Annotated in this window: 19 protein-coding genes; 9 read left to right on the forward strand and 10 right to left on the reverse strand. The window is 63.1% G+C overall.

Features of this window, described 5'->3' with window-relative positions; all coding sequences use genetic code 11:
* Positions 1–225 (reverse strand): hypothetical protein (locus R3217_03565; protein ID MDX1454512.1); only part of this gene is annotated, 225 nt, incomplete at its 3' end.
* A gap of 83 nt (positions 226–308) precedes the next feature.
* The gene (locus tag R3217_03570; GenBank protein MDX1454513.1) at positions 309–761 is read right to left on the reverse strand and encodes a hypothetical protein; all 453 of its coding nucleotides are present in this window, start codon (positions 759–761) and stop codon (positions 309–311) included.
* A gap of 173 nt (positions 762–934) precedes the next feature.
* On the opposite strand from R3217_03570, the gene R3217_03575 reads away from it, so the two are divergent.
* Positions 935–1,828, forward strand: coding sequence for a phosphoribosylaminoimidazolesuccinocarboxamide synthase (locus tag R3217_03575; protein ID MDX1454514.1), 894 nt, complete (start codon positions 935–937; stop codon positions 1,826–1,828).
* Positions 1,829–1,875: 47 nt separating this feature from the next.
* On the opposite strand, the gene R3217_03580 is transcribed toward R3217_03575, so the two are convergent.
* Entirely contained in the window at positions 1,876–2,676 is an 801-nt protein-coding gene (locus tag R3217_03580) for an ABC transporter substrate-binding protein (protein ID MDX1454515.1), read from the reverse strand.
* Between the two features lie 23 nt (positions 2,677–2,699).
* Here R3217_03580 and R3217_03585 point away from each other — a divergent pair, with 23 nt between their 5' ends.
* From R3217_03585 to R3217_03600, 4 genes are all read left to right on the forward strand, one after another.
* The gene (locus R3217_03585; GenBank protein ID MDX1454516.1) at positions 2,700–3,713 is read left to right on the forward strand and encodes a serine/threonine protein kinase; all 1,014 of its coding nucleotides are present in this window, start codon (positions 2,700–2,702) and stop codon (positions 3,711–3,713) included.
* Between the two features lie 119 nt (positions 3,714–3,832).
* Positions 3,833–4,927: a GNAT family N-acetyltransferase/peptidase C39 family protein gene (locus R3217_03590; GenBank protein MDX1454517.1), complete on the forward strand. Its 1,095-nt coding sequence runs from the start codon at positions 3,833–3,835 to the stop codon at positions 4,925–4,927.
* Complete coding sequence (locus R3217_03595; protein MDX1454518.1) at positions 4,924–6,411, forward strand: RimK family protein; 1,488 nt, start codon at positions 4,924–4,926, stop codon at positions 6,409–6,411. Before R3217_03590 ends, R3217_03595 begins: the two co-directional genes overlap by 4 nt.
* 23 nt (positions 6,412–6,434) lie before the next feature.
* On the forward strand, positions 6,435–7,763 hold the full coding sequence (locus tag R3217_03600; protein MDX1454519.1) for a YihY/virulence factor BrkB family protein: 1,329 nt from the start codon (positions 6,435–6,437) through the stop codon (positions 7,761–7,763).
* Between the two features lie 13 nt (positions 7,764–7,776).
* On the opposite strand, the gene R3217_03605 is transcribed toward R3217_03600, so the two are convergent.
* Complete coding sequence (locus tag R3217_03605) at positions 7,777–8,019, reverse strand: hypothetical protein (protein ID MDX1454520.1); 243 nt, start codon at positions 8,017–8,019, stop codon at positions 7,777–7,779.
* A gap of 132 nt (positions 8,020–8,151) precedes the next feature.
* On the opposite strand from R3217_03605, the gene R3217_03610 reads away from it, so the two are divergent.
* Positions 8,152–9,417, forward strand: a complete 1,266-nt coding sequence (locus R3217_03610; GenBank protein MDX1454521.1) for an aminotransferase class V-fold PLP-dependent enzyme — start codon at positions 8,152–8,154, stop codon at positions 9,415–9,417.
* A 6-nt stretch (positions 9,418–9,423) separates the two neighbouring features.
* Here the strand turns inward: R3217_03610 and R3217_03615 are convergent, their stop codons facing one another.
* Positions 9,424–10,482: an isoaspartyl peptidase/L-asparaginase gene (locus R3217_03615; GenBank protein ID MDX1454522.1), complete on the reverse strand. Its 1,059-nt coding sequence runs from the start codon at positions 10,480–10,482 to the stop codon at positions 9,424–9,426.
* Between the two features lie 23 nt (positions 10,483–10,505).
* A complete protein-coding gene (gene pmbA, locus R3217_03620) occupies positions 10,506–11,858 on the reverse strand; it encodes a metalloprotease PmbA (GenBank protein ID MDX1454523.1) in 1,353 nt (450 codons plus the stop codon).
* A gap of 109 nt (positions 11,859–11,967) precedes the next feature.
* Here pmbA and yjgA point away from each other — a divergent pair, with 109 nt between their 5' ends.
* The 3 genes from yjgA to R3217_03635 are packed head-to-tail and all read left to right on the forward strand — an operon-like array spanning position 11,968 to position 14,201.
* Entirely contained in the window at positions 11,968–12,498 is a 531-nt protein-coding gene (gene yjgA, locus R3217_03625; GenBank protein MDX1454524.1) for a ribosome biogenesis factor YjgA, read from the forward strand.
* A gap of 56 nt (positions 12,499–12,554) precedes the next feature.
* Positions 12,555–13,043 (forward strand): 5-(carboxyamino)imidazole ribonucleotide mutase, encoded by a 489-nt coding sequence (gene purE, locus R3217_03630; protein ID MDX1454525.1) that lies wholly within the window; start codon positions 12,555–12,557, stop codon positions 13,041–13,043.
* A 27-nt stretch (positions 13,044–13,070) separates the two neighbouring features.
* Positions 13,071–14,201 (forward strand): 5-(carboxyamino)imidazole ribonucleotide synthase, encoded by a 1,131-nt coding sequence (locus tag R3217_03635; protein MDX1454526.1) that lies wholly within the window; start codon positions 13,071–13,073, stop codon positions 14,199–14,201.
* 65 nt (positions 14,202–14,266) lie between these two features.
* Here R3217_03635 and tldD read toward each other — a convergent pair whose 3' ends face one another.
* Genes tldD through R3217_03655 form a run of 4 tightly spaced genes read right to left on the reverse strand, consistent with a single transcriptional unit; the run spans position 14,267 to position 20,989 of the window.
* Positions 14,267–15,712, reverse strand: coding sequence for a metalloprotease TldD (tldD, locus tag R3217_03640; GenBank protein ID MDX1454527.1), 1,446 nt, complete (start codon positions 15,710–15,712; stop codon positions 14,267–14,269).
* A gap of 45 nt (positions 15,713–15,757) precedes the next feature.
* Complete coding sequence (locus tag R3217_03645; GenBank protein ID MDX1454528.1) at positions 15,758–16,576, reverse strand: carbon-nitrogen hydrolase family protein; 819 nt, start codon at positions 16,574–16,576, stop codon at positions 15,758–15,760.
* Positions 16,573–16,944 (reverse strand): hypothetical protein, encoded by a 372-nt coding sequence (locus R3217_03650; GenBank protein MDX1454529.1) that lies wholly within the window; start codon positions 16,942–16,944, stop codon positions 16,573–16,575. The genes R3217_03645 and R3217_03650 overlap by 4 nt, the downstream gene beginning before the upstream one ends.
* Positions 16,919–20,989 carry a YhdP family protein gene (locus tag R3217_03655; protein ID MDX1454530.1) on the reverse strand — a complete coding sequence of 1,357 codons (4,071 nt, stop codon included), beginning with the start codon at positions 20,987–20,989 and terminating at the stop codon, positions 16,919–16,921. Before R3217_03655 ends, R3217_03650 begins: the two co-directional genes overlap by 26 nt.
* Between the last annotated feature and the right edge of the window lie 3 nt (positions 20,990–20,992).

The following is a 20,992-nucleotide window of genomic DNA, read 5'->3' on the forward strand; positions in this document are numbered from 1 at the left end:
ACCGAAGCGGATTTCCGGATCCGGCAGGACGGCAGCAGCCTGCGCCGCCTCACGGCCAGCGGTCGCTTCCAGTCGCAATTGTTCGCCGACGGCATCGCGTTCGATGGCAATCGTCTCTGCCTCGGACAGGGTCAACGGTTCGCTCGCCTGTGCGGCAGTGGCCTGAACAGCACTGGCCAGGATGCAGCCCAGCAGCAGGGTCCCGGTGGACCTCGAAATGGTCATTTTTGAATACTCCTCTCACGATCAACGCAAGCATGCGCAACTAGCCGCCTGCCTCGCGGCAGCCGGTCACTCGAGAGGAGAGGTCATTCCTGGAAGGAGCAGATCAGGACGTGCAGGTCCCTGCCACTGGGTGGGCAAGGCGGTGAACGGGTTGCTGGAACCGGCAGCTCGCGCAGCGCTGCAACAGGAGGCGTTACAGCCTCGACGGGCACTGCCGGGGAAAGCTCGATATCGGGCGTGCCCAGCAGGGCGGCCGGTTGTTCGCTGCAATCCTGCATCGCATCGACGCAACTGCTGTCGACACTGTCGCAGTGCGGGCAGGCTTCCATCGATGCCATGGACGACATGTCCATGTCGTGCATGGCGTGGCCCATGTTCATGGATGCCGGGTCCATGTGCGCAGGGCTCATGGCTGCTGGCTCGTCATGGGCCATCGCCAGGCAGGGGGCGAGCGCGGTCAGCAGCAAGCTGGCCAGCAGCAATGCGGCCAGGCTGCCGTGCAGCGCATGTCCTTGTTGGCGAATCATTCCAAGCATTAAGCAAGGCACCCAAGTCATTGACGAGAAAGACATATTATCGGTCTTTAACGCGCGCGGCAATGCTCCAGTCGGGCGCTGCGGCCAGGGCGTCACATCTGGACTCGGGAGGCGGAATTCCTCAGAATACGCGGCTTCCGAAGCCCCAAGTCCATGCCCGTCCGGAGACCGCCATGACCGCGCCCCGCGCTCTGTACCAGTCCGACCTGCCCTCGCTGGAGCTGATCCACCGCGGCAAGGTTCGCGACGTCTACCGTATCGATGAAGAGCGCCTGCTGGTGGTCGCCTCGGATCGTCTCTCGGCGTTCGATGTCATCCTGCCGGACCCGGTACCGGGCAAGGGTCGCGTGCTGACCCAGGTCTCGAACTTCTGGTTCGACAAGACGAAACACATCATCGACAACCACATTCTCGATGTGCCGCTGACCGATGTGCTGACCGCAGAAGAAGCGACGCAGGTCGAAGGTCGTGCCGTTGTCGTACGCTCGCTGCATGCCCTTCCCGTAGAGGCTGTAGTGCGTGGTTACATCATTGGCTCGGGCTGGAAGGACTACCAGGCGACCGGCACCATCTGCGGCATTGCATTGCCCGAAGGCTTGCAGCTTGCCGACAAGCTGCCGGAACCGATCTTCACACCGGCCACCAAGGCTGCCGTCGGCGACCATGACGAAAACATCGATTTCGACAAGGTGGTTGAGCTCGTCGGTGAAGAACTGGCGAACAAGGTTCGCGAAGCGACCTTGCAGATCTACCAGTTCGCTTCCGACTATGCCCGCGAGCGCGGCATCATTATCGCCGACACCAAGTTCGAGTTCGGCACCGACAAGGACGGCAAGCTCTACATCATCGATGAAATGCTGACGCCGGACTCCTCGCGCTTCTGGCCGGCCGACACTTACCAGCCCGGCATCTCGCCGCCGAGCTATGACAAGCAGTTCGTGCGCGACTACCTGGAAACGCTGGACTGGGACAAGACCGCACCGGGACCGAAGGTTCCCGAAGAAGTGATGCAGCAGAGCGCGGCAAAATACCAGGAAGCGCTGGAAAGGCTCACAGGGAAAGACTGACCAGGTAACAGTCCAAGATATGAGAAAGCCGGCGCAAGCCGGGTTTTTCATTCAGCCCACGCCTTGATGTGCTTGTGGATTTCCTGCACGCCTTCCATCAGTGCCGCCGGGCCCGGCTGCAGGATGATGGCGGATTTGATTTCGTAAAGGTCGTTGTGCTGCACGGCGGGAATGGCGCCGAAACCCTGGCGGGCAACGACTTTCTCGGGGCGGAATTTCTTGCCGCACCAGGAACCGAAAATGATGTCCGGCTGGCGTTCGATGACGGCAGAGCCATCGGCATGGATGCGATCCTTGGCCAGTGGCATGCGCGCGTTCTCGGGGAAGATGTCCTGGCCGCCAGCAATCTCGACCAGTTCCGACACCCAGCGGATCCCGGAGATCATCGGCTCGTCCCATTCCTCGAAATACACCCGCGGGCGCTTTTTCAGACTCGCTGCCGCGCTGCGTATCTCTTCCAGGCCGGCTTCGAGATTCGACGCCAGCTCTTCCGCCTTGCCCTGAACACCAATCATGCCGCCGAGCACGCGGATCATCTGCAGGATCTCGGCAACCGAACGATGGTTGAAGACGTGCACGTTAAGACCCTGCTTGACCAGGTCGGCAACAATGTCCGCCTGCAGGTCGGAAAAGGCCAGCACCAGGTCGGGTTTCAAATCGATGATCTTGTTGATCTTGGCTGAGGTGAAGGCCGAAACCTTCGGCTTTTCCTTGCGCGCTCGAGGCGGGCGGACGGTGAAGCCGGAGATGCCGACAATGCGCCAGTCCTCTTCCAGCAGGTAGAGGGTCTCGGTGGTCTCCTCGGTGAGGCAGACGATTCGCTCGGGATATTTGGCCGCTTCGGTCATGAGTCTCTGTTAGCATCGCGCCGATGAAAGGCGAAAACCATAGCACAGCCCGCCCCGGGGCCCACCCTTACGACGCCCTGACACCGGACGTCGTGCTGGATGCCGTGGATTCGCTGGGCTTCGTCACGGATGGTCGCCTGCTGGCGCTGAACAGCTACGAGAACCGCGTCTACCAGGTGGGCATCGAGGATGCCCTGCCCGTGGTCGTGAAGTTCTACCGGCCCGCCCGCTGGTCCCGCGAACAGATCCTGGAAGAGCATGCCTTTGCGCTGGAACTGGCCGCCGCCGAGATTCCGCTCGTACCCCCGTTGGAACGAGCGGGAAAGACCCTGTTCGAACACCAGGATTTCCTGTTCTCGGTATTCACCCGCCACGGTGGTCGCGCACCGGAGCTGGACGACCACGACCACCTGGAATGGCTGGGGCGCTTCCTCGGGCGTATCCATGCCGTTGGCGCCGCGAGACCTTTCCAGCATCGCCCGGCACTGGTCGATGCCAGTGGCGGCGAAGCCAGCCTCGCTTTCCTCGAGAAAGGCGACTGGCTGCCGGATTACCTCGCCGAAAATTTCGTAACCACCGCCGAGCAGATCCTGCTGCGTTGCCGGGAAGGGTTCGAACGCGTGGCGTTCACCTCGCTGCGCCTGCATGGCGACTGCCATCCCGGCAACATCCTCTGGACCGATGCCGGGCCGCACTTCGTCGACCTCGACGACTGCATCACCGGGCCAGCGGTACAGGATCTCTGGATGCTGCTGTCCGGCTCGCGACTGGATCGCGAGCAGCAGCTCTGGACCCTGCTGGACGGCTACGAGGAATTCCACGACTTCGACGCAGCCGAGCTCGGCCTGATCGAACCGCTGCGCGGGCTTCGCATGATCAACTACATGGCCTGGCTGGCGAAGCGTTTCGACGACCCGGCCTTCCCGCCCGCCTTCCCCTGGTTCAACACCCCGCGCTACTGGGAAGAACAGCTGAACGACCTGCGCGAACAGCTCGGCCAGATGGACGAACCGGTACTGCGCCGCCACCCCGTTTGAGCCCGATTCCGGACCCTCCCGGACCGGCCTCAATTTCCTCTTGCAAAGCCGCAAATACCTGCCATTATTCGCGCGCCTTGGTCCCGTTCCCGGTGACCAACAAGGGTCATGGAGGGATCATGATCCGCGCCGCCATACGTCAAGACATCAATGCGCTGGTCGCCTTGGAAAGCCGCGCCTTCGAAACGGATCGCCTGTCCCGCCGCAGCTTTCGCCGCATGATCGACAAGGCCCACGCCGATCTTCTCGTTGCCTGCGAGAACGACGTCCTGGCCGGCTACGTGCTGGTGCTCTACCACCGTGGCACCCAGCTCGCGCGCCTCTATTCCATCGCCGTCGATACCGACTTTCGCGGCAAGGGCATCGGCGGTCGATTGCTCGAAGCGGGAGAGGCTGCTGCCGTCGAACGCGGCTGCGTGTTCATGCGTCTCGAAATTCGTGATGACAATTCGGCGGCCGCTGCCCTCTACCAGCAGGCCGGCTACGAGCCCTTCGACAGCATTGCGCACTACTACGAAGACGACGCCGATGCGCTGCGCATGGAAAAATCGCTGGGCAGGCACCTCAAGCCAGCCATCTCGCGCGTGCCGCATTATGCCCAGACCACCGAATTCACCTGCGGACCGGCCGCGCTGATGATGGCCATGCGCGCTCTGGATGAATCGATCCCGCTCGATCGCAAACTGGAGCTGCGCCTCTGGCGCGAAAGCACGACCATTTTCATGACCTCCGGTCATGGTGGTTGCGGTCCCTATGGCCTGGCGCTCGGAGCTGCGCATCGCGGTTTCGATGTAGAGGTTTTTGTGAGCGAACCGGCGGCATTGTTCGTCGACACCGTGCGCAGCGAAGAGAAGAAGGAAGTCATTCGCCTGGTGCACGAAGACATGGCCGAAGAAATTGCGCGACGTGGCATCCCGGTCAGTTTCGAACCCGCCACGCTGGAAACACTCGAAGCCGCTCACGATGCCGGTGGCATTGCCCTGGTGCTGATCAGCTCCTGGCAGCTGTATCGCGAGAAGTTTCCACACTGGGTAGTCATCACCGGATTCGACGACCGTTTCGTCTACACCCACGATCCCTACATCGACAGCGAAGAAGGCAAGACCTTGCTGGATGCCAGCGACATGCCGATTCGCCGCGACACCTTTGCCAACATGGCGCGCTACGGTCGCAATGCCCAGCGTGCTGCATTGATCATTCGAAAGGCACAATGAACAAGACCACCAGGGAAAGCCTCCCCCGCCACTTGATTGTCGTCGAGAAGGCCAGTGACTGGAAAAGCGACTATCCGGCCTATCCGGTGGTTACGGCACGCGAGTACCTGTCGAGCCCCGACTACGCCCGGCGAGGCGTCAAGGTGCTCAACCTGTGCCGCAGCTTCGGCTACCAGACCACGGGCTACTACTGTTCCCTGCTCGCACAAGCGCGCCGGCATCGCATGCTGCCCTCGGTACGCACGCTCTCCGACCTTATGAGAAAGTCCCTGTACCAGCTGGAAGCCGAGGACCTGCACGAGCGCCTGCAGAAGGCGATGAAGAAGGTCAGCGAGGACAAGCTGGAACTCTGGCTGTTCTTCGGCCGGCTGGACGAGGGCGCACCGGCCCATCTTGCCGAACTGGCGCGGGAAATCTTCGAAGCCTTTTCCTGCCCCATCCTGCGCATCGAATTGCGCAAGGACGGCGGCTGGAAGATCTTCTCGGTGCGTGCCGGTTCATTGACGCAATTGAAAGCAGGACAGCGGACGCGCTTCATCAACGCACTGGAAAGCTTCATCAGCAAGCCATGGCGAAATCGAAAGTCGCGCGGCAGCTCTCGCTACGACCTGGCCGTGCTGTTCAACCCGGACGACCCGTTGCCACCATCGGACCTGCGTGCGCTGAAGCACCTTGAACGTGTCGGCAAGACCATGGGTTTCTACCTCGAGATCATCGGCAAGAAGGATTACGCCCGCATCGCCGAGTTCGATGGCCTGTTCATTCGCGAGACCACGCGCATCAACCATCACACCTATCGCTTCGCCCGCAAGGCGGAATCCGAAGGCGTGGTGGTTATCGACGATCCCGAGTCCATCCTCCTCTGCACCAACAAGGTCTACCTCGCCGAACTGCTGCGGGCGAATCGGCTGCCGGCGCCACGCACGGTCGTGTTGCAGGAAGGCATGCTGCAGCAGGCCGAGGCACTGGGCTACCCCGTCGTGTTGAAAATCCCCGATGGCTCTTTCTCGCGCGGTGTCTACAAGGCGGCCAACCGACGGGAGCTGGAAGAAATCACCACCAAGCTGTTCAGGGAATCGGACCTGATCCTGGCGCAGGAATACCTCTATACCGAGTATGACTGGCGCATCGGCGTGCTGAACAGGAAACCGCTGTTTGCCTGCCAGTATTTCATGTCGAAGAACCACTGGCAGATTGTCGATCACAAGAAAGGTGGAAGCTTTTCCGAAGGTGGCTATCGCACCCTGCCGATCGAGGAAGCGCCGGAAGCGGTCGTCAAAACGGCAGTCGCTGCGGCCGGCCTGATCGGTGACAGCTTCTATGGTGTCGACATCAAGCAGAACGGCAACAAGGTGTATGTCATCGAGATCAACGACAATCCTAATCTTGAAGCAGGCGTCGAGGACGCCCACCTGAAGGATGCGCTGTATCGTGCCATACTCGAGGAGTTCGCGCGCCGCATCGACGCGAAGCGCGCCAGCTGACTCATAGCAGCAGAGGAAAGGCGATGTTGACCAGCTTTGGCAAGAAGCTACAGGACCTGCTCTGGGATCGTCCCCTGGAGTCGCTGCCGGCCTGGGATCGCATCCTGACGAAAACCGGCAGGATCGCGTTCGTCGTGATCCGCGACCTGGGCGAGGGGCAGCTGAACCTGCGCGCCATGAGCCTGGTGTACACCACGCTGCTGTCGCTGGTGCCCTTGCTGGCATTCAGTTTTTCCGTGCTCAAGGGCATCGGCCTGGCCGATCGCCTGCGGCCCTTGCTGTACGAGTCCCTGACAACGCTCGGACCGAAGGGCGAGGAACTCGGCGACCGCATCATGGGCTTCATCGACAACGTACGTGCCGACGTCCTCGGCTCGGTCGGCCTTGCGCTGTTGATCTACCTGATCATATCGCTGGTTCAGAAAGTCGAGGCGTCGTTCAACCATGTCTGGCGGGTACAGCAACCCCGCAGCTTCGCGCGCCGCTTCAGCGACTACCTGAGCGTCATCCTGATCGGCCCCCTGCTGATCGCACTGGCACTCGGTATCACCGGCTCTGCATCGAACGCGACAGTGGTACAGAAGATCCTGGCTATCGAGCCGTTCGGCACGTTGATTCTGAAGGCATCGACACTGCTGCCCTACCTGTTCGTGATCGCCGCGTTCACCTTTGTCTACCAGTTCATTCCGAACACCCGGGTCAAGCTGAAGCCCGCACTGATCGGCGCGATCGTTGGCGGCATCGTCTGGCAGACGGCAGGCTGGTTGTTCGCACGGTTCATTGCTTCCTCGACAAATTACATTGCGATCTACTCGAGCTTTGCGATCGTGCTGATCTTCATGATCTGGCTGTACCTGAGCTGGCTGATCCTGTTGTCCGGCGCGCAAGTGGCTTTCTATGCGCAGAACCCGCGTTTCATCATGAAGTCCCGCTCGCGGCTGATGCTGTCAAACGCGCTGCGCGAACAGCTGGCACTGGAAGTGATGTACCAGGTCGGCAAGCGTTTCCATGATCGGAAGACGCTCCTGACCATGGACTCGCTGACGGAGCACCTGCGGATACCGGGCGATTCGATCGCCTCCATCACTTCGAGACTGGAACGTGCCGGCTTGCTGCTGGTGACGGATGCCGACGTGCCGGAATTCATCCCGGGAACCGACCTCGACGTCATCACTGTCATCGACATCCTGGCGGCGGTGCGACGCACCGATCCGGAACTGGATCATGACGATGGCAGCGTGCCGAAAAGCCAGGCTGTCGGAAAGGTTCTGGACGCACTGGAATCGGATGCAATTGAATTGCTGAAGGGCAAGACCCTGCGAGATCTTGTCGATAGCGAAGAAAGGAACTGACGCGCGATACCGCTCAGGAATACTTGAGCCAGTCTTCCGGGTGGCCGTTGCGCACGGCCTCCAGCAGGCGACGGCGATGTTCCAGCAGGTTGACGTAAACCTTGCGCATGGCAACCGAACGCACGTCGTCGGCATGCTCGAGTTTCTGCAGTTCATCCTCGAAGCCACGAATGTCCGCCAGCAAGTGTTCCTCGTTGAAGGAGCTGTTCTCGCTGGGCGGGCTGGATTCGACAATCTTGACGGGATTCGTTGCCACTCGGGTTCCCTGTGGATGGCGTCATCGGTAGCATAGCCCCCTGCCGGCAAGCGGTAATCGGCCATCCGGCACATGCGCTGTCAGCCATGGCTGACAGCTCACCCTTTATGTTCAATCAAGGACCGGAATCGCATGAGCCTGCCCGACAATCCCCTGCCACTTGACCTCGAATTCGTGCGCAACGCCTTTGCCGGCCTCGAGCCCCATGCAGGGGATCACGGGCCACAGGGGGAACAGCCGTGGCTGTTTTTCGACAACGCCGGCGGCGCGTTCGTGCTCGAGGAAGTGATCGAGCGCACGGCGGAATACCTCAGGAGCACGCCCGTGCAGATCGGTGCGAGCTACCCGCGCTCGAAGCTCGCCGCCGACCGCCAGTCAGAAGCCATTGCCAAGCTGGCAAAATGGATCAATGCCGGTCATGAACAGGAAGTCATTGTCGGGCCTTCGGCCTCGGCACTGACCCTGCGGCTCGCCATCAGCTTCGGTGACACGCTTGTCGAGGGTGACGAGATCATCGTCACCAGCATGGACCACGAAGCCAATCGCACGCCCTGGCTCAGGCTGGCAAAGCAGGGTGCCGTCATTCGCACCTGGATGGCCGGCCCGGATGGCACGATGAATCTCGATGATCTCGATGCGTTGCTGAATGACCGGACGCGGCTGGTCTGCCTCGGACATTGTTCCAATATCGTCGGCAACATCGAGCCGGTGCGCGAGGTTGCCGACAAGGTGCACGCCGCTGGTGCAAAGCTTTTCGTCGATGGCGTCGCCTATGCACCGCATCGCCCGGTCGATGTGCGCGAGCTGGATGCCGACTTCTACGTGTTCAGCCTCTACAAGACCTTCGGGCCGCATGCCGGGCTGCTCTGGGGCAAGCGGCAGCTGTTGCTCGACCTGCCCGGCATCAACCACGAGTTCGTCGCCAACGACTACCTCCCCTACAAGTTCCAGCCCGGCGGTGCGAACTACGAACTGACCTGGGGATCGGCGGCCATTCCGGATTACCTGTCTGCGCTGGATGAACACCAGGGTGGTACGGGCGACCGCACCATTGCCTGGGCCGCCATTGCCGACCATGAAAGCCAGTTGGCGCGGCGCTTGCTCGACTACCTGGACGCTCGCGAGGACATCACCATTCTCGGCAGCAGCTCGGCCGATCCGGCACAGCGACTGCCCATCATCTCGTTCACCATCGCGGGAAGGAAATCGCAGGATGTCGTGCAGCAGCTGGAGCAACAGCACATTGCTGCCCGCTTCGGCAATTTCCATGCGAAGCGGTTGATCGAACAGTTCGGGCTGGAACCTGCCGACGGTGTGGTTCGAGTGTCGTTCGCGCACTACAACGCGCTGGAAGATGTCGACCGGCTGGTCGATGCACTCGAGGGCATCAAGGGCTGAGTGTCGTCAGTCGGCGAGCGGCTCCGACTGCATGTCCTCGTCACCGTAGATCGCCGTTCCACGGTAACCGGACGAGTGGATGAAACCGCGGTACATGCCCTCGGAATTGAAATCGAAGACGATGTTCCCCCTGGCGTCGACAGCAATCACACCGCCGGTGCCGGTCGCATCACCCACCTTGCCCATGTTGTCGTGGATCGTGGCACGCGCCGCCGACTCCAGCGAGTCACCCTTGTATGCCATTCGTGCAGCAATATCATGCGCCACGACGGCGCGAATGAAATACTCGCCATGTCCGGTCGCGCTGATCGCGGCCGTGCGATTGTCGGCATAGGTGCCGGCGCCGACAAGCGGCACGTCACCGATCCGGCCGAAGCGCTTGTTGGTCATGCCGCCGCTCGACGTGGCCGCGGCAAGGTTGCCATCAGCATCCAGCGCAACCGCCCCCACCGTGCCGAAAGCACGCGGATCATCACCCGCCAGCACTGCGGCGTCATCGATGCAGCCATTGCTGCCCTGCCTGGCCTGCACGCTCTTCAATGCCTGCCAGCGACGCTCGGTAAAGAAATACGCGGGATCGACCATGTCGATGCCATGCGCCCGGCCCCAGCTCTCCGCACCGGCACCACTCAACAGCACATGCGGTGATTCCTCCATGACCCGCCGCGCCAGCAGGATCGGATTGCGCACGGCCTTCACGCCGGTGACCGCACCGGCATTTCGATTGCGGCCGTCCATGATTGCCGCGTCAAGTTCGTTCGTGCCTGCACAGGTGAATACCGCCCCCTTGCCGGCGTTGAACAGCGGCGAATCCTCCATGACCAGGATTGCTGCTTCGACAGCGTCGAGACTGCTGCCACCACCATCAAGCACATGCCATCCGGCATCCAGTGCCGCATTCAGCGCAGCTCGGTATTCGGCATCACGTTCCGGCGTCATGTCCTTGCGAAGGATGGTGCCTGCGCCACCATGGATCGCCAATGCAAGTTCGCGTTCTCTTTCAGCTGCATCGGCAGCCGGGAGCATCGAGATTGAAACCAGCAGGGAGAGGAAGATTGCGCGCATGCCTAGCACCTCGGATTTATCGATCATTCACCGGCAATCGTCATGCCGTCGATCAGCAGCGAGCCGACCTGGATGTTGCCACGGGTATCGATGTCGCTGCCTGCCGCACGGATGTTGCGATACATGTCCAGCAGGTTGCCGGCGATGGTGATCTCCTCGACCGGATGCACGATCTCGCCATTCTCGACCAGGAAGCCGCTGGCGCCACGCGAGTAATCACCCGTCACGCCATTCACGCCCTGGCCCATCAGCTCGGTAACCAGCAAGCCCTTGTCCATGTCCTTGCACAGCGCAGCGAAATCCATGCTGCCCGGGTGCACCCGGACGTTGCGCACGCCACCGGCATTGCCGGTCGTCTGCAGGCCAAGTCGGCGCGCGGAGTAACTGCCCAGCAGGTAGGTCTGCAGGACACCGTTCTCGACCAGCGCCTTGTCGCGAGTTGCGACACCTTCGCTGTCGAAGCTGGCGCTGCTGGCCGCATTCGGCATGCGCGGTCGTTCGTCGATGTTCATGAATTCCGGAAAGACCTGCTGGCCGGCAGCACCCAGCAGGAAACTGCTTTCACGATACTGCGAGGTGCCACGCATGGCGCCGAGATAATGCCCGACCAGGCTGCGCGCCACTTCCGGCGAATACATTACCGGCAGCTTGCCGGTCGGCAGTCGCCGTGAACCGAGTCGCGCGACCGTGCGTTCGCCGGCGCGACGACCGACAGCCTCCGCGTCGGCCATGTCCGCGGCATTCCTCACGCTGTCGTACCAGTAGTCGCGCTGCATTTCGTCACCGGCTTTCGCCAGCACGGCACAGGACAGCGAATGCGAGGTGCCGCGGTGTGCGCCCATGAAGCCATGCGAATTGGCGTACACCCGCATGCCCGCCTGGCTGGAAAGCGAGGCACCATCGGAATTTTCGATACGCGGGTCCACGTCGCGCGCTGCCGCCTCGCAGCGCAGCGCGATATCGATCGCAGTTTCGATATCCAGTGCCCAGGGGTGCCAGACATCGAGATCCGGAAAGTCGGTGGCCATCAGTTCGGCATCGGCCAGTCCGGCGTGCCGGTCCTCGGCGGTGTAACGCGCAATGGTGCAGGCGGCCTCGACCGTTTCGCGAATCGCGTCCGGCGAGAGGTCGGTGCTGCTCGCCGTGCCCTTGCGCTTGCCGAAGTACACCGTCACGCCAAGGCCCCTGTCGCGGGTACGTTCCAGGGTCTCGACATCGCCCAATCGCACGCCGAGCTCCAGGCCGGAGCCCAGCGACACCGACACCTCGGCCTGGCTGGCGCCACGCTCGGCGGCCAGTTTCAGGACCGTTGCGGCGATGTCCTTGAGTTCCGATTCACCGAGGGTGAATTCGCTGATGGCAAGATCCTGCTTCATGAGATCGGGAGCGTTGTCGGCATTCATGCTTGGTAGTCCGCTTCATTGCGTGGCAAAGTCCGCATTCTAGCTTGCCTGCACCCTGGACTCGAACTGGAACAACCCGACCATGAGCGAAGACTGGCCCGATTTCGACGATGAGCATGACGAAGGCAACGAGGACTGGGGCCCTTCCCGCTCGGCGCGCAAGCGTGACGCCAAGGCCCTGCAGGCGCTGGGCGAGCGCCTGATCAGCCTGAAGCAAGGCGAATACGACAAGCTCGAATTGCCGGAGGCCCTCAAGGACGCTGTCGATGCCGCCCGCAACATGAAGGCCCATGGGGCCCTGCGCCGCCAGCGGCTGCTGATAGGCAAGATCATGCGCCAGATCGATGCCAGCGGGATCGAACAGGCCGTGGCCAGTATCGACCAGGCCCATCTCGCCAGTGCCCGCGCCCATCACAGCCTGGAAGACTGGCGCGAACGCCTGATCGCCGAGGGCGACCCCGCACTTGACGCCTTGCTGGCGGAACAGCCTTCGGCCGATCGCCAGCAGTTGCGGCAACTGATCCGCCAGGCCCAGGCCGAGAAAAAAAGCGGCGGGACACCGAAGGCCGCCCGCAAGCTGTTCAAGCTGCTCAGGGAGCTGTTCGAGGCCTGAGACGCGCCCCCGCAGCAAGGGTTCAAGTACTCCGTAACTCCGAGTAGAATACGCGGATGAAACCACTAGTCGGCGTGATCATGGGCTCGACCTCGGACTGGGAAACCCTCCAGCACGGTGTCGACATCCTGGAAAAACTGGATATTCCCCACGAAGTTCGCGTGGTGTCGGCGCACCGTACGCCCGACCTGCTGTTCGAGTATTGCGGCTCGGCACGCGAACGTGGACTGGAAGTCATCATTGCAGGCGCCGGCGGTGCCGCGCACTTGCCTGGCATGGCTGCGGCCAAGACGTCCCTGCCCGTACTCGGCATTCCCGTGCAATCGAAAGCACTCAATGGCATGGACTCCCTGCTGTCCATCGCCCAGATGCCCGCCGGCATTCCGGTGGGTACGCTGGCCATCGGCAAGGCCGGTGCCATCAATGCCGCACTGCTGGCAGCCAGCATGCTGGCGAACCACTACCCGGACATTCGCGAGGCGCTGGACAGGTACCGTGCCGCGCAGACGGACAAGGTCCTGTCCAAGCCCGATCCCCGCGCCTGATTCCACTGCACCTTTTCGGAGTTCCCGATGAGTGACTCGTCATCCCGTTCTTTTGCCAAGGCCAATACTCGCCCGATTGTAGGCATTGTCGGCGCCGGCCAGCTTGGCCGCATGCTGGCCCTGTCGGGTTACCCGCTCGGCCTGCGGTTCGTCTTCCTCGACAAGAGCAAGGACGCGCCCGGCGGCCAGGTCGGCGACATCATCCTGGGCGAGTTCAACGACCCGGTGAAGCTCAAGGAGCTGTCCGAGGCAGTCGACATCGTGACCTTCGATGTCGAAAACGTCTCGGTCGATGCCGTGCGTGAAGGTGTCAGCAAGCCGTTCCGCCCCTCGGTGGACCTGCTGGAGAAGGCACAGGACCGGCTCGACGAAAAGGAACTGTTTCGCTCCATCGACATCCCGACCGCGCCCTTTGCCGCGATCGATTCGCTGGATGATCTCGATGCTGCCGTCGACCGCATCGGCCTGCCGGCAGTCCTGAAAACCCGCCGCATGGGCTACGACGGCAAGGGCCAGCGCGTGCTGAGAAAGCCCGAGGACGTCAGACCGGCGTTCGAAGAGATCGGCGACGTGCCCTGCATTCTCGAAGGCTTTGTCGATTACGATCGCGAAGTGTCACTGATCGGCGCGCGCAGCGTCAGCGGTGATACCCGCTTCTACCCGCTGTCCGAGAACACGCACTTCGACGGCATCCTCAGCTACAGCGTTGCGCCTTACGAAGACCGGAACCTGCAGGGCCTGGCGGAGCGTCACATGGAACGCCTGTTCGAGCAGTTCGAATACGCCGGCGTGCTGACCATCGAGTTCTTCGAAGCCGATGGCAAGCTGATTGCCAACGAAATGGCGCCGCGGGTACACAACTCCGGGCACTGGACCATCGAAGCTGCGGTCACCAGCCAGTTCGAGAATCACATCCGCGCCATCCTCGACCTGCCGCTGGGCGACACCGCGCCGACCGGCCATGCCGCGATGATCAATTTCATCGGCACCATGCCGGCCGTCGAACCGGTGCTGGAAATTCCCGGCGCGCACTACCACGACTACGGCAAGGAGCCACGACCGGGACGCAAGCTGGGGCATGCCACGCTGACCAGCCAGTCGCGGGCCGAACTGATGACGCGCCTCAAGCACCTGCTGGAGCTGCGCGACAAGGATTGACGTTCATCGATGCAGAACGCAAAGACCGCGCCGAGGCGCGGTCTTTTTTTTGCATTGCAGGTTTCTCAGTGCCCCGTGCCACCCACCGTCAGGCCATCGACCCGCAACGTCGGCTGGCCGACACCGACCGGCACGGCCTGGCCGTCCTTGCCGCAGGTGCCGACGCCGGCATCGAGTTCGAGGTCGTTGCCAACCATGGATACCCGGGTCAGCACGTCGGGACCGTTGCCGATCAGGGTCGCGCCCTTCACCGGTCGCGTGATCTTGCCGTTCTCGATCAGGTAGGCCTCGCTGGCCGAGAACACGAACTTGCCGGAAGTGATGTCGACCTGGCCACCACCGAAGTTGTGCGCGTACAGGCCCTTGTCCACCGACTGGATGATTTCCTCGGGATCGTGCGGGCCGTTCAGCATGTAAGTGTTGGTCATGCGCGGCATCGGGAGATGGGCATAGGATTCACGACGACCGTTGCCGGTCGGCGCGACGCCCATCAGGCGCGCATTGGTGCGGTCCTGCATGTAGCCCTTGAGGATGCCGTTCTCGATCAGGGTGGTGCAGTTGGTCGGCATGCCCTCGTCATCGACATTCAACGACCCCCGTCGATTCTCCAGCGTGCCGTCATCGACAATGGTGCAGTACTCGCTCGCCACGCGCTCGCCGATGCGACCCGAGAAGGCGGACGTGCCCTTGCGGTTGAAGTCGCCTTCCAGGCCATGGCCTATCGCTTCATGCAGCAACACGCCGGGCCAGCCCGGACCGAGCACGACGGTCATGGTACCCGCCGGCGCTTCCTCGGCCTCGAGATTCACCATTGCCGAACGTACTGCCTCGCGGGCGATGTCCATTGCCTTGTCGCCCTTGAGAAACTCTTCATACGACACCCGGCCACCACCACCGGCATAGCCCTGCTCGCGGCGACCGTTCTGCTCGACAATGACCGACACGTTGAAGCGCACCAGCGGTCGCACGTCACCGGCCATGGTGCCGTCACTGGCGGCAACCAGCACCGTGTCGTGCTCGCCCGCCAGCGAGATCATTACCTGCTTGATGCGCGGGTCCATCGCCCGCACCGCCTTGTCGACCGACTGCAGCAGCTGCACCTTGTCGGCAGAGGCCATGGCGTCCATGGGATTGTCGGGAAGATACAGCGAGCGGCCCTCGCGCTGCTGCCAGGCCGGCAGGCTGGCATTGCCACCGGAACGCGCAATCGCCCGGGCGGTGCCGGCCGCTTCCAGCAGGGCCGCCGAATGAATTTCGTCAGCATAGGCAAAGCCGGTCTTTTCGCCCGACACGGCGCGCACACCCACGCCCTGGTCAATGCTGTGGGTGGCATCGCGCACGATGCCGTCTTCCAGCGACCAGCCTTCGTGGCGAGTGAACTGGAAATAGAGATCCGCATGGTCGACCCGTGCGCTGGTCAGTCGGGCCAGGGCATCGCCGAGACCGGCCTCGTCGAGTTCCGCGGGTGCCAGCAATTGGCGCCGCGCCAGTTCCAGGGTGTTGTTGCTCATGATCGTCCTGTCTGAACCTGCCGACCGATGCGGTCAGCGAATGAATTAGTGGCGTCGATGCTCGAGCGCCGGAAAGCGACGCCGGATGTCGGCCTGCCGATCGGTGTCGAATTCCGCCAGCACCAGGCCAGGCTGGTCACCGGCATCCGCGAGTACCCGACCCCAGGCATCGACAACCAGGCTGTGGCCATGGGTCCTGCGCCCGTTTGGATGCGTCCCGACCTGGGCAGCGGCAACCACCAGCGCCTGGTTTTCGATCGCCCGGGCGCGCAACAGGGTTTCCCAATGTGCCTCGCCGGTGGTCGTGGTGAAGGCCGCTGGCAGGGCAAAGAAATCCACGCCCTCGGCGGCCTCGGCCCGGAACAGCTCCGGGAAACGTAGATCGTAACAGATCGCCAGCCCGAGCCGCCCGAAGGGCGTGTCGATGACCGCGGTACCCTCGCCGGGGATGGTCCACTCGGACTCCGCGTACTGCTCGTCACTGTCCGGCAGGGCCACGTCGAACAGGTAACGCTTGTCGTAACGCCCCCGGCATGTCCCGGCATCGTCATACACCAGGCAACTGCCATAGGCCCGCTCGGAGGCCTCGCCTTGCAACGGCAGGCTGCCACCGACAATCCAGAGCTTCTCCCGCGCCGCCGTTTCGGCCAGGAAGTCCTGGACGGGGCCCCTGCCGAAAGTCTCGGCCGACGCCACCCGGTCGCGCTCGGGCAGGCCAAGCCGGGCAAAATACTCCGGTAGCACGGCCAGGCTCGCGCCTTCCCCTGCCGCCCGCTGCAGCCATTCGCCGGCGACTTTCAGGTTGCCTGCCAGCTCCGGGCCGGAGGTCATCTGGATGGCAGCTAAGACCGGCTTGTTGCTCATCGGCGGCTGCGCACGTCCAGCTCGATGACATCGTTGTCGACGCCACCCATTTCCAGCCTCACGCGTTCGCCAGGCAGGCCGAGCGCAATCAGCCAGTCCTTCAATTCGGCCGCCCAGACGGACGATTCCTCGCTGGTACCGTGGCGCAGCAGGATGACGCCGGCATCGTTGCCGTCACGCTGTTCCAGGGCGTGCCACTCGCGCACCGCCTCGGCCACGCCGGGCAGCGAAGTCACCATGTCCGCGCTGCGCGGGCGCGACCAGTCGGCCGCGGTCACTTCGTATGTGCCGGCCGTCGCCGGTGCCGTGGCAAGCAGCAACAACAGGCAAATCGCGAGGCGATCAATTCGATTCGGATTCTGTTTCATCACTCACTTCTCCTGCAGGCGTCGAGCTTGAGGGCTCGTCCGACTGCTCTGCCGGCGTGGCCTGCCCTTCCGCGGGGCGGCCCTCGGTCACATCGGTGATCACCGGCTCGTCCCAGCTTCCGGTTACCCGGTATTTTACCTGGGCGATATCGGCCAGCGGTGCCTTCAGCAGTTGCGCCAGCACCAGGATGGCCGCTCCGACGTTGGGTCCTGCCGCCAGCGCACCGGCCAGGGGCAGGCTGCCACTGACATTGGGATCGACAATGACCAGCTGGTCATAGTCCTGGGCAGCAATGCCGGTGCGACCGACCATCAGGGCAGCCATCGACGGGCCCTTGACCCGGAGGTTGGTGGTGTATGCCGAGCCATCGCTGACCACGAAATCACCTTCCATGGTATCGAAAGGCAGGCCGGCTTCGAAGACGTCCGAAAAATCCAGGATCAAGCGCCGCGGCAAGGCGCCCAGGCTGAGCAAGCCGAACAGGCGCCCGGCACCCTGGTTGACCTCGTCGATGCTGCCATCCTTGAAATCCAGCGAGACCTCGCCGTTGAGTCGTTCCGGTCGCCACACGAAGGGCGGCGCATGCCAGGTCAATGCCAGCTCGGCCTTCGCATCCTTGGCGTGCAGGCCGGTGCGGTAACCGAAATCGGTCAGGGTCTTTTTCAGGTCGGTGCTGACCAGCTCGGCCTGCAGCGATGTGTAATGGCCGTCGTCAAGTCGTTCCCAGCGACCGTTGACCGTCATGTCATGGGTCGGGCTGCGCGCCACAAGGCCGGTGGTCACATAGCCGATATTGCTGCGCTCCAGCCGGCCCTTGGCATGGCCGAACCGGTAATCCCCGATCACCAGTTCGCGAATGTCGAGTTCGACTTCGGGCAGCACGCGCGGATCGACCGCCATGGATTCGGTGCCATCCAGCTCGGCCCTTGCCGGGGTGGCGACCTCGTCTGCCTGCGGGTCCTGCTCCTCGCTGGCCGGTTCGGTGCGCAGGACCAGCCGGTCCAGGTCCAGGACGACCCGGCCGGGCGCGGCCACGCCTTGCGGGACAGTGACGGTCCCGGCCAGGTCGGGGCCTTCGGTCTCGATCGTCCAGGCCTGCTCGCCGAGACGAAAGTCGAACGACTGCTCGGGAAATTCGAAGCCCTTGATCCTTACCTTGTCCGCCGCGACGGTAACAGCCTGCAATTCGGTGCGCCCCGATGCCGACGCCTCCCGCGCTTGCTCCAGCTCGACCCAGGCCAGCGGCTCGGTCAGAGGCACCCGGCCATCGATGAAAACACCCGGCTCGGCCGGCAGATCCGGCAGCGCCGCCTCGCTGCCATGCCTGACCTGGCCTCGCTCAAGGAACCAGCTGCCGGCTTCGTCGCCTGCCACTGGCAGGTCACGAAACAGCAGGCGGGTCGCCAGGCGCTCGGTGATGATTCCGGCCACCTCGAGATGACCGGGCTCGATCGCCCGCAACTGGAAGTCCGCAGGCCAGGCCACACCGGCCGGCTTTTGCAGGGGATGCGGCAGGCTGCTGGCCAGCTGGTCCAGGCCCGTGCGGATATCGACCGTCGGGACGCCCGCCGCCTGCACCGGTATGACCACATCCGTTTCGAAATCGATGCTTCCCGCCAGCTCGGCAGCCCAGTGTGACGGCAGCCACTCGGCCAACGGCGCAACGGCGGCCCGGCCACTGGCCGTGATCTCGACCTGCTGGATACCCGCAGCAGCTTCATCATCCGTCACCGTGGTCATTGCCAGCGTGACGGGATGCTCGAGCAACTGCCCCTCGATGCCCGACGCACTGGCTTGCCTTTCCGAGATCGAGACCTGCCCTTGGAGCTCGCTGACGGGCCAGGGCAGCACATGCGGCTTGAGACTTGCGCCCAGCAAGTCCAGGTCGATATCGATGCCCACCTTCGAATCCTTCACCAGCGGGATGTCCAGTCGCAGCGCGGCCCGCGAAGGGCCACTCGCCTCCATCGATTCGGTCACGCCGCGCAACTTGTCCGCCAGCGGCGTGGCGCGAATGAATTCGAAAGCGGCGCCGAGATCCATGTCGACCTCGGCACTGATATCGAGCTGCTTGTCACGAAACTCCGGAATGCTGGCCTCGCCATTCGCAACCACCAGGCCCATGGAGCGTGCCTGGAGGATATCGATGTGCAGCGACGGTCCGGAAAACTCGACATCGGCCTGCAGCCCGTCCAGCCGCGGCCACCCGGGCACGTAATCGATACGGGTGTCCTGCATCTGGAACGCGATGTTGAAGACACCCTTGCCATCACGATAGGGATAGCTGCTCACCGGGCCGCGCCAGGTCAGGCGCGCTTCCGGCACATGGCCGTCGACCACACCGCGATCCAGCCAGGTCACGAGGGCATCGCTCATGACGCCGACAGGCAAATAGGCCGATTTCTGTGCAAGGTCGACATCGCGAGCCATCGCTTCGACATCGACGCTGACCTCGCCATCGTCGGCTATCGTCACGTTGCCCGTGGCGCTGGCGCTGGCCGCCGGGGTCACCACGTGAAGATCCCGGGCGTGCAGCTCCCATCCATCCAATTGGCGTTGCCAGTCGAGCTGCAATGCCAGTTGCCGGATCGGCAGCGGTTCGCGAAACAGGCGCGGCAGGCGCAGCGCAGAGTCGTTGGCCGTCAGCTCGACGTTGCCGCTGTCGCGCGTGCCATGAACTTCGCCGCTGACTCGCGCCATGCCGGGCAGGCCGCGCGTCGCTGTCATGGAGAAATTCTCCAGTTCGCCACCAACTCGCCAGTCGGCCTCCCGGTCATCCAGCGGAATGTCGATGATCAATTCGCTGACCTGGCCGACCGGATTCACGGCGGCAATCCAGTCAAAGATGGTCCAGTCCTGCTCGTCCCTGCCGCGTGGCAGCGCCGAGGCGATCACCGCCAGTTCGGCCAGCGACAGGTACTGGCTGACCAGCGACAGGCGTTGCTCGCCATCCGCCGGATGCAACCAGTCCAGCTTGAGATGCGTTTCGGGCCAGCGGCCGTGATCACGGACCAGCACCAGCGCGTCCAGGCCGATCCCGCTGCGTTCGCTGTCATGCTCGATGGTCCAGTCGAAAGCCAGCTGGTCGATGCTTTCCAGCTTGGCGAATGCGGAATCCTGGTCGCTGCCAAACCGCAGGCTGCCGGCTTCGAAGCGCCCCTCGCCACCGAGACGCTCTATGCCACGCCCTTCCAGTGTGCCGTCGATGAAAAGCTCGCCGGAAAAGCGCCCCAGCCCGGGCCACTGCACCTGCTCCCGCAAGCGTGCGATGTCGACACGGGTTACGGCCACACCCGCCTGCCACTCCCAGTCTTCCGGCATTCGTGGCGGACCGGTGGCGTCGATGGACAGCGACACGGTCTCCCCCAGCAAGCCGGGCGGCAGGAGATCGAGGTCGATGGAATGTCGGGAACCGTCACTCTGGAAATGCAGGTCGATGTTGCGCACTTCCCAGTTGTCGATGCCGCTGCCAACCGAACTGCGCTGGTCGACAATGCGCAGGTTGGCATCAATGATTTCGACATTGGCTCGCCGCAGGGCCAGCTCCAGGATGTCGCGGAAATCACTGGCCGGCGCATCGCTCTCGGGCAGCGCGTAGCTGGAGACTCGCACGCCATCATCACCGAGCGTCACGGTGGCTCGCAGCTCCAGGATCCTGATGCGATGTGGCCGCAGCTCGTCGAGATGGAGAAAGTCCGAAGCACTGATCACCACTCCCAGCGCTTCCGCCGCAACGATCTCCTCGCCGCTCGCCGGGTCCAGCAGGGCAACACCGGTCAGCACCAGCTCCGGACGGATCCAGTCGAACCTGAGGTCCAGCGCCTCGATGCGCACGGGGAAACCCAGTGCAGTACTGAGCTGGGCTTCTGCATCCTCGGTCCAGGCCGGTACCAGGGGTGATACGAAGCGCAGGATGCCGATCAACAAAGCCAGCACGATGACCAGGCTGGCAAAACCGGTGGCCGAAATTCGCCACAAGCGTCGACCCCAGTGGTCGAGTTTCTGCCGACGCGCCGCGCGCTTGTTGTCTGCCTCAGGGTTCATGAT

It is taken from the genome of Gammaproteobacteria bacterium, from assembly GCA_033720895.1.
In the GTDB taxonomy this organism is placed as follows: domain Bacteria; phylum Pseudomonadota; class Gammaproteobacteria; order Natronospirales; family JAJUFS01; genus JAWWBS01.

What these genes read in the sequence shown, in the direction of transcription:
- tldD (MDX1454527.1), bottom strand. Translation starts at nt 15,712, where the DNA reads ATGAGCAACAACACCCTGGAACTGGCGCGGCGCCAATTGCTGGCACCC.
- R3217_03610 (MDX1454521.1), top strand. Translation starts at nt 8,152, where the DNA reads ATGAGCCTGCCCGACAATCCCCTGCCACTTGACCTCGAATTCGTGCGC.
- R3217_03615 (MDX1454522.1), bottom strand. Translation starts at nt 10,482, where the DNA reads ATGCGCGCAATCTTCCTCTCCCTGCTGGTTTCAATCTCGATGCTCCCG.
- R3217_03650 (MDX1454529.1), bottom strand. Translation starts at nt 16,944, where the DNA reads ATGAAACAGAATCCGAATCGAATTGATCGCCTCGCGATTTGCCTGTTG.
- purE (MDX1454525.1), top strand. Translation starts at nt 12,555, where the DNA reads ATGAAACCACTAGTCGGCGTGATCATGGGCTCGACCTCGGACTGGGAA.
- R3217_03645 (MDX1454528.1), bottom strand. Translation starts at nt 16,576, where the DNA reads ATGAGCAACAAGCCGGTCTTAGCTGCCATCCAGATGACCTCCGGCCCG.
- R3217_03580 (MDX1454515.1), bottom strand. Translation starts at nt 2,676, where the DNA reads ATGACCGAAGCGGCCAAATATCCCGAGCGAATCGTCTGCCTCACCGAG.
- R3217_03600 (MDX1454519.1), top strand. Translation starts at nt 6,435, where the DNA reads ATGTTGACCAGCTTTGGCAAGAAGCTACAGGACCTGCTCTGGGATCGT.
- R3217_03635 (MDX1454526.1), top strand. Translation starts at nt 13,071, where the DNA reads ATGAGTGACTCGTCATCCCGTTCTTTTGCCAAGGCCAATACTCGCCCG.
- yjgA (MDX1454524.1), top strand. Translation starts at nt 11,968, where the DNA reads ATGAGCGAAGACTGGCCCGATTTCGACGATGAGCATGACGAAGGCAAC.
- R3217_03570 (MDX1454513.1), bottom strand. Translation starts at nt 761, where the DNA reads ATGCTTGGAATGATTCGCCAACAAGGACATGCGCTGCACGGCAGCCTG.
- R3217_03575 (MDX1454514.1), top strand. Translation starts at nt 935, where the DNA reads ATGACCGCGCCCCGCGCTCTGTACCAGTCCGACCTGCCCTCGCTGGAG.
- R3217_03655 (MDX1454530.1), bottom strand. Translation starts at nt 20,989, where the DNA reads ATGAACCCTGAGGCAGACAACAAGCGCGCGGCGCGTCGGCAGAAACTC.
- R3217_03590 (MDX1454517.1), top strand. Translation starts at nt 3,833, where the DNA reads ATGATCCGCGCCGCCATACGTCAAGACATCAATGCGCTGGTCGCCTTG.
- R3217_03585 (MDX1454516.1), top strand. Translation starts at nt 2,700, where the DNA reads ATGAAAGGCGAAAACCATAGCACAGCCCGCCCCGGGGCCCACCCTTAC.
- R3217_03595 (MDX1454518.1), top strand. Translation starts at nt 4,924, where the DNA reads ATGAACAAGACCACCAGGGAAAGCCTCCCCCGCCACTTGATTGTCGTC.
- pmbA (MDX1454523.1), bottom strand. Translation starts at nt 11,858, where the DNA reads ATGAAGCAGGATCTTGCCATCAGCGAATTCACCCTCGGTGAATCGGAA.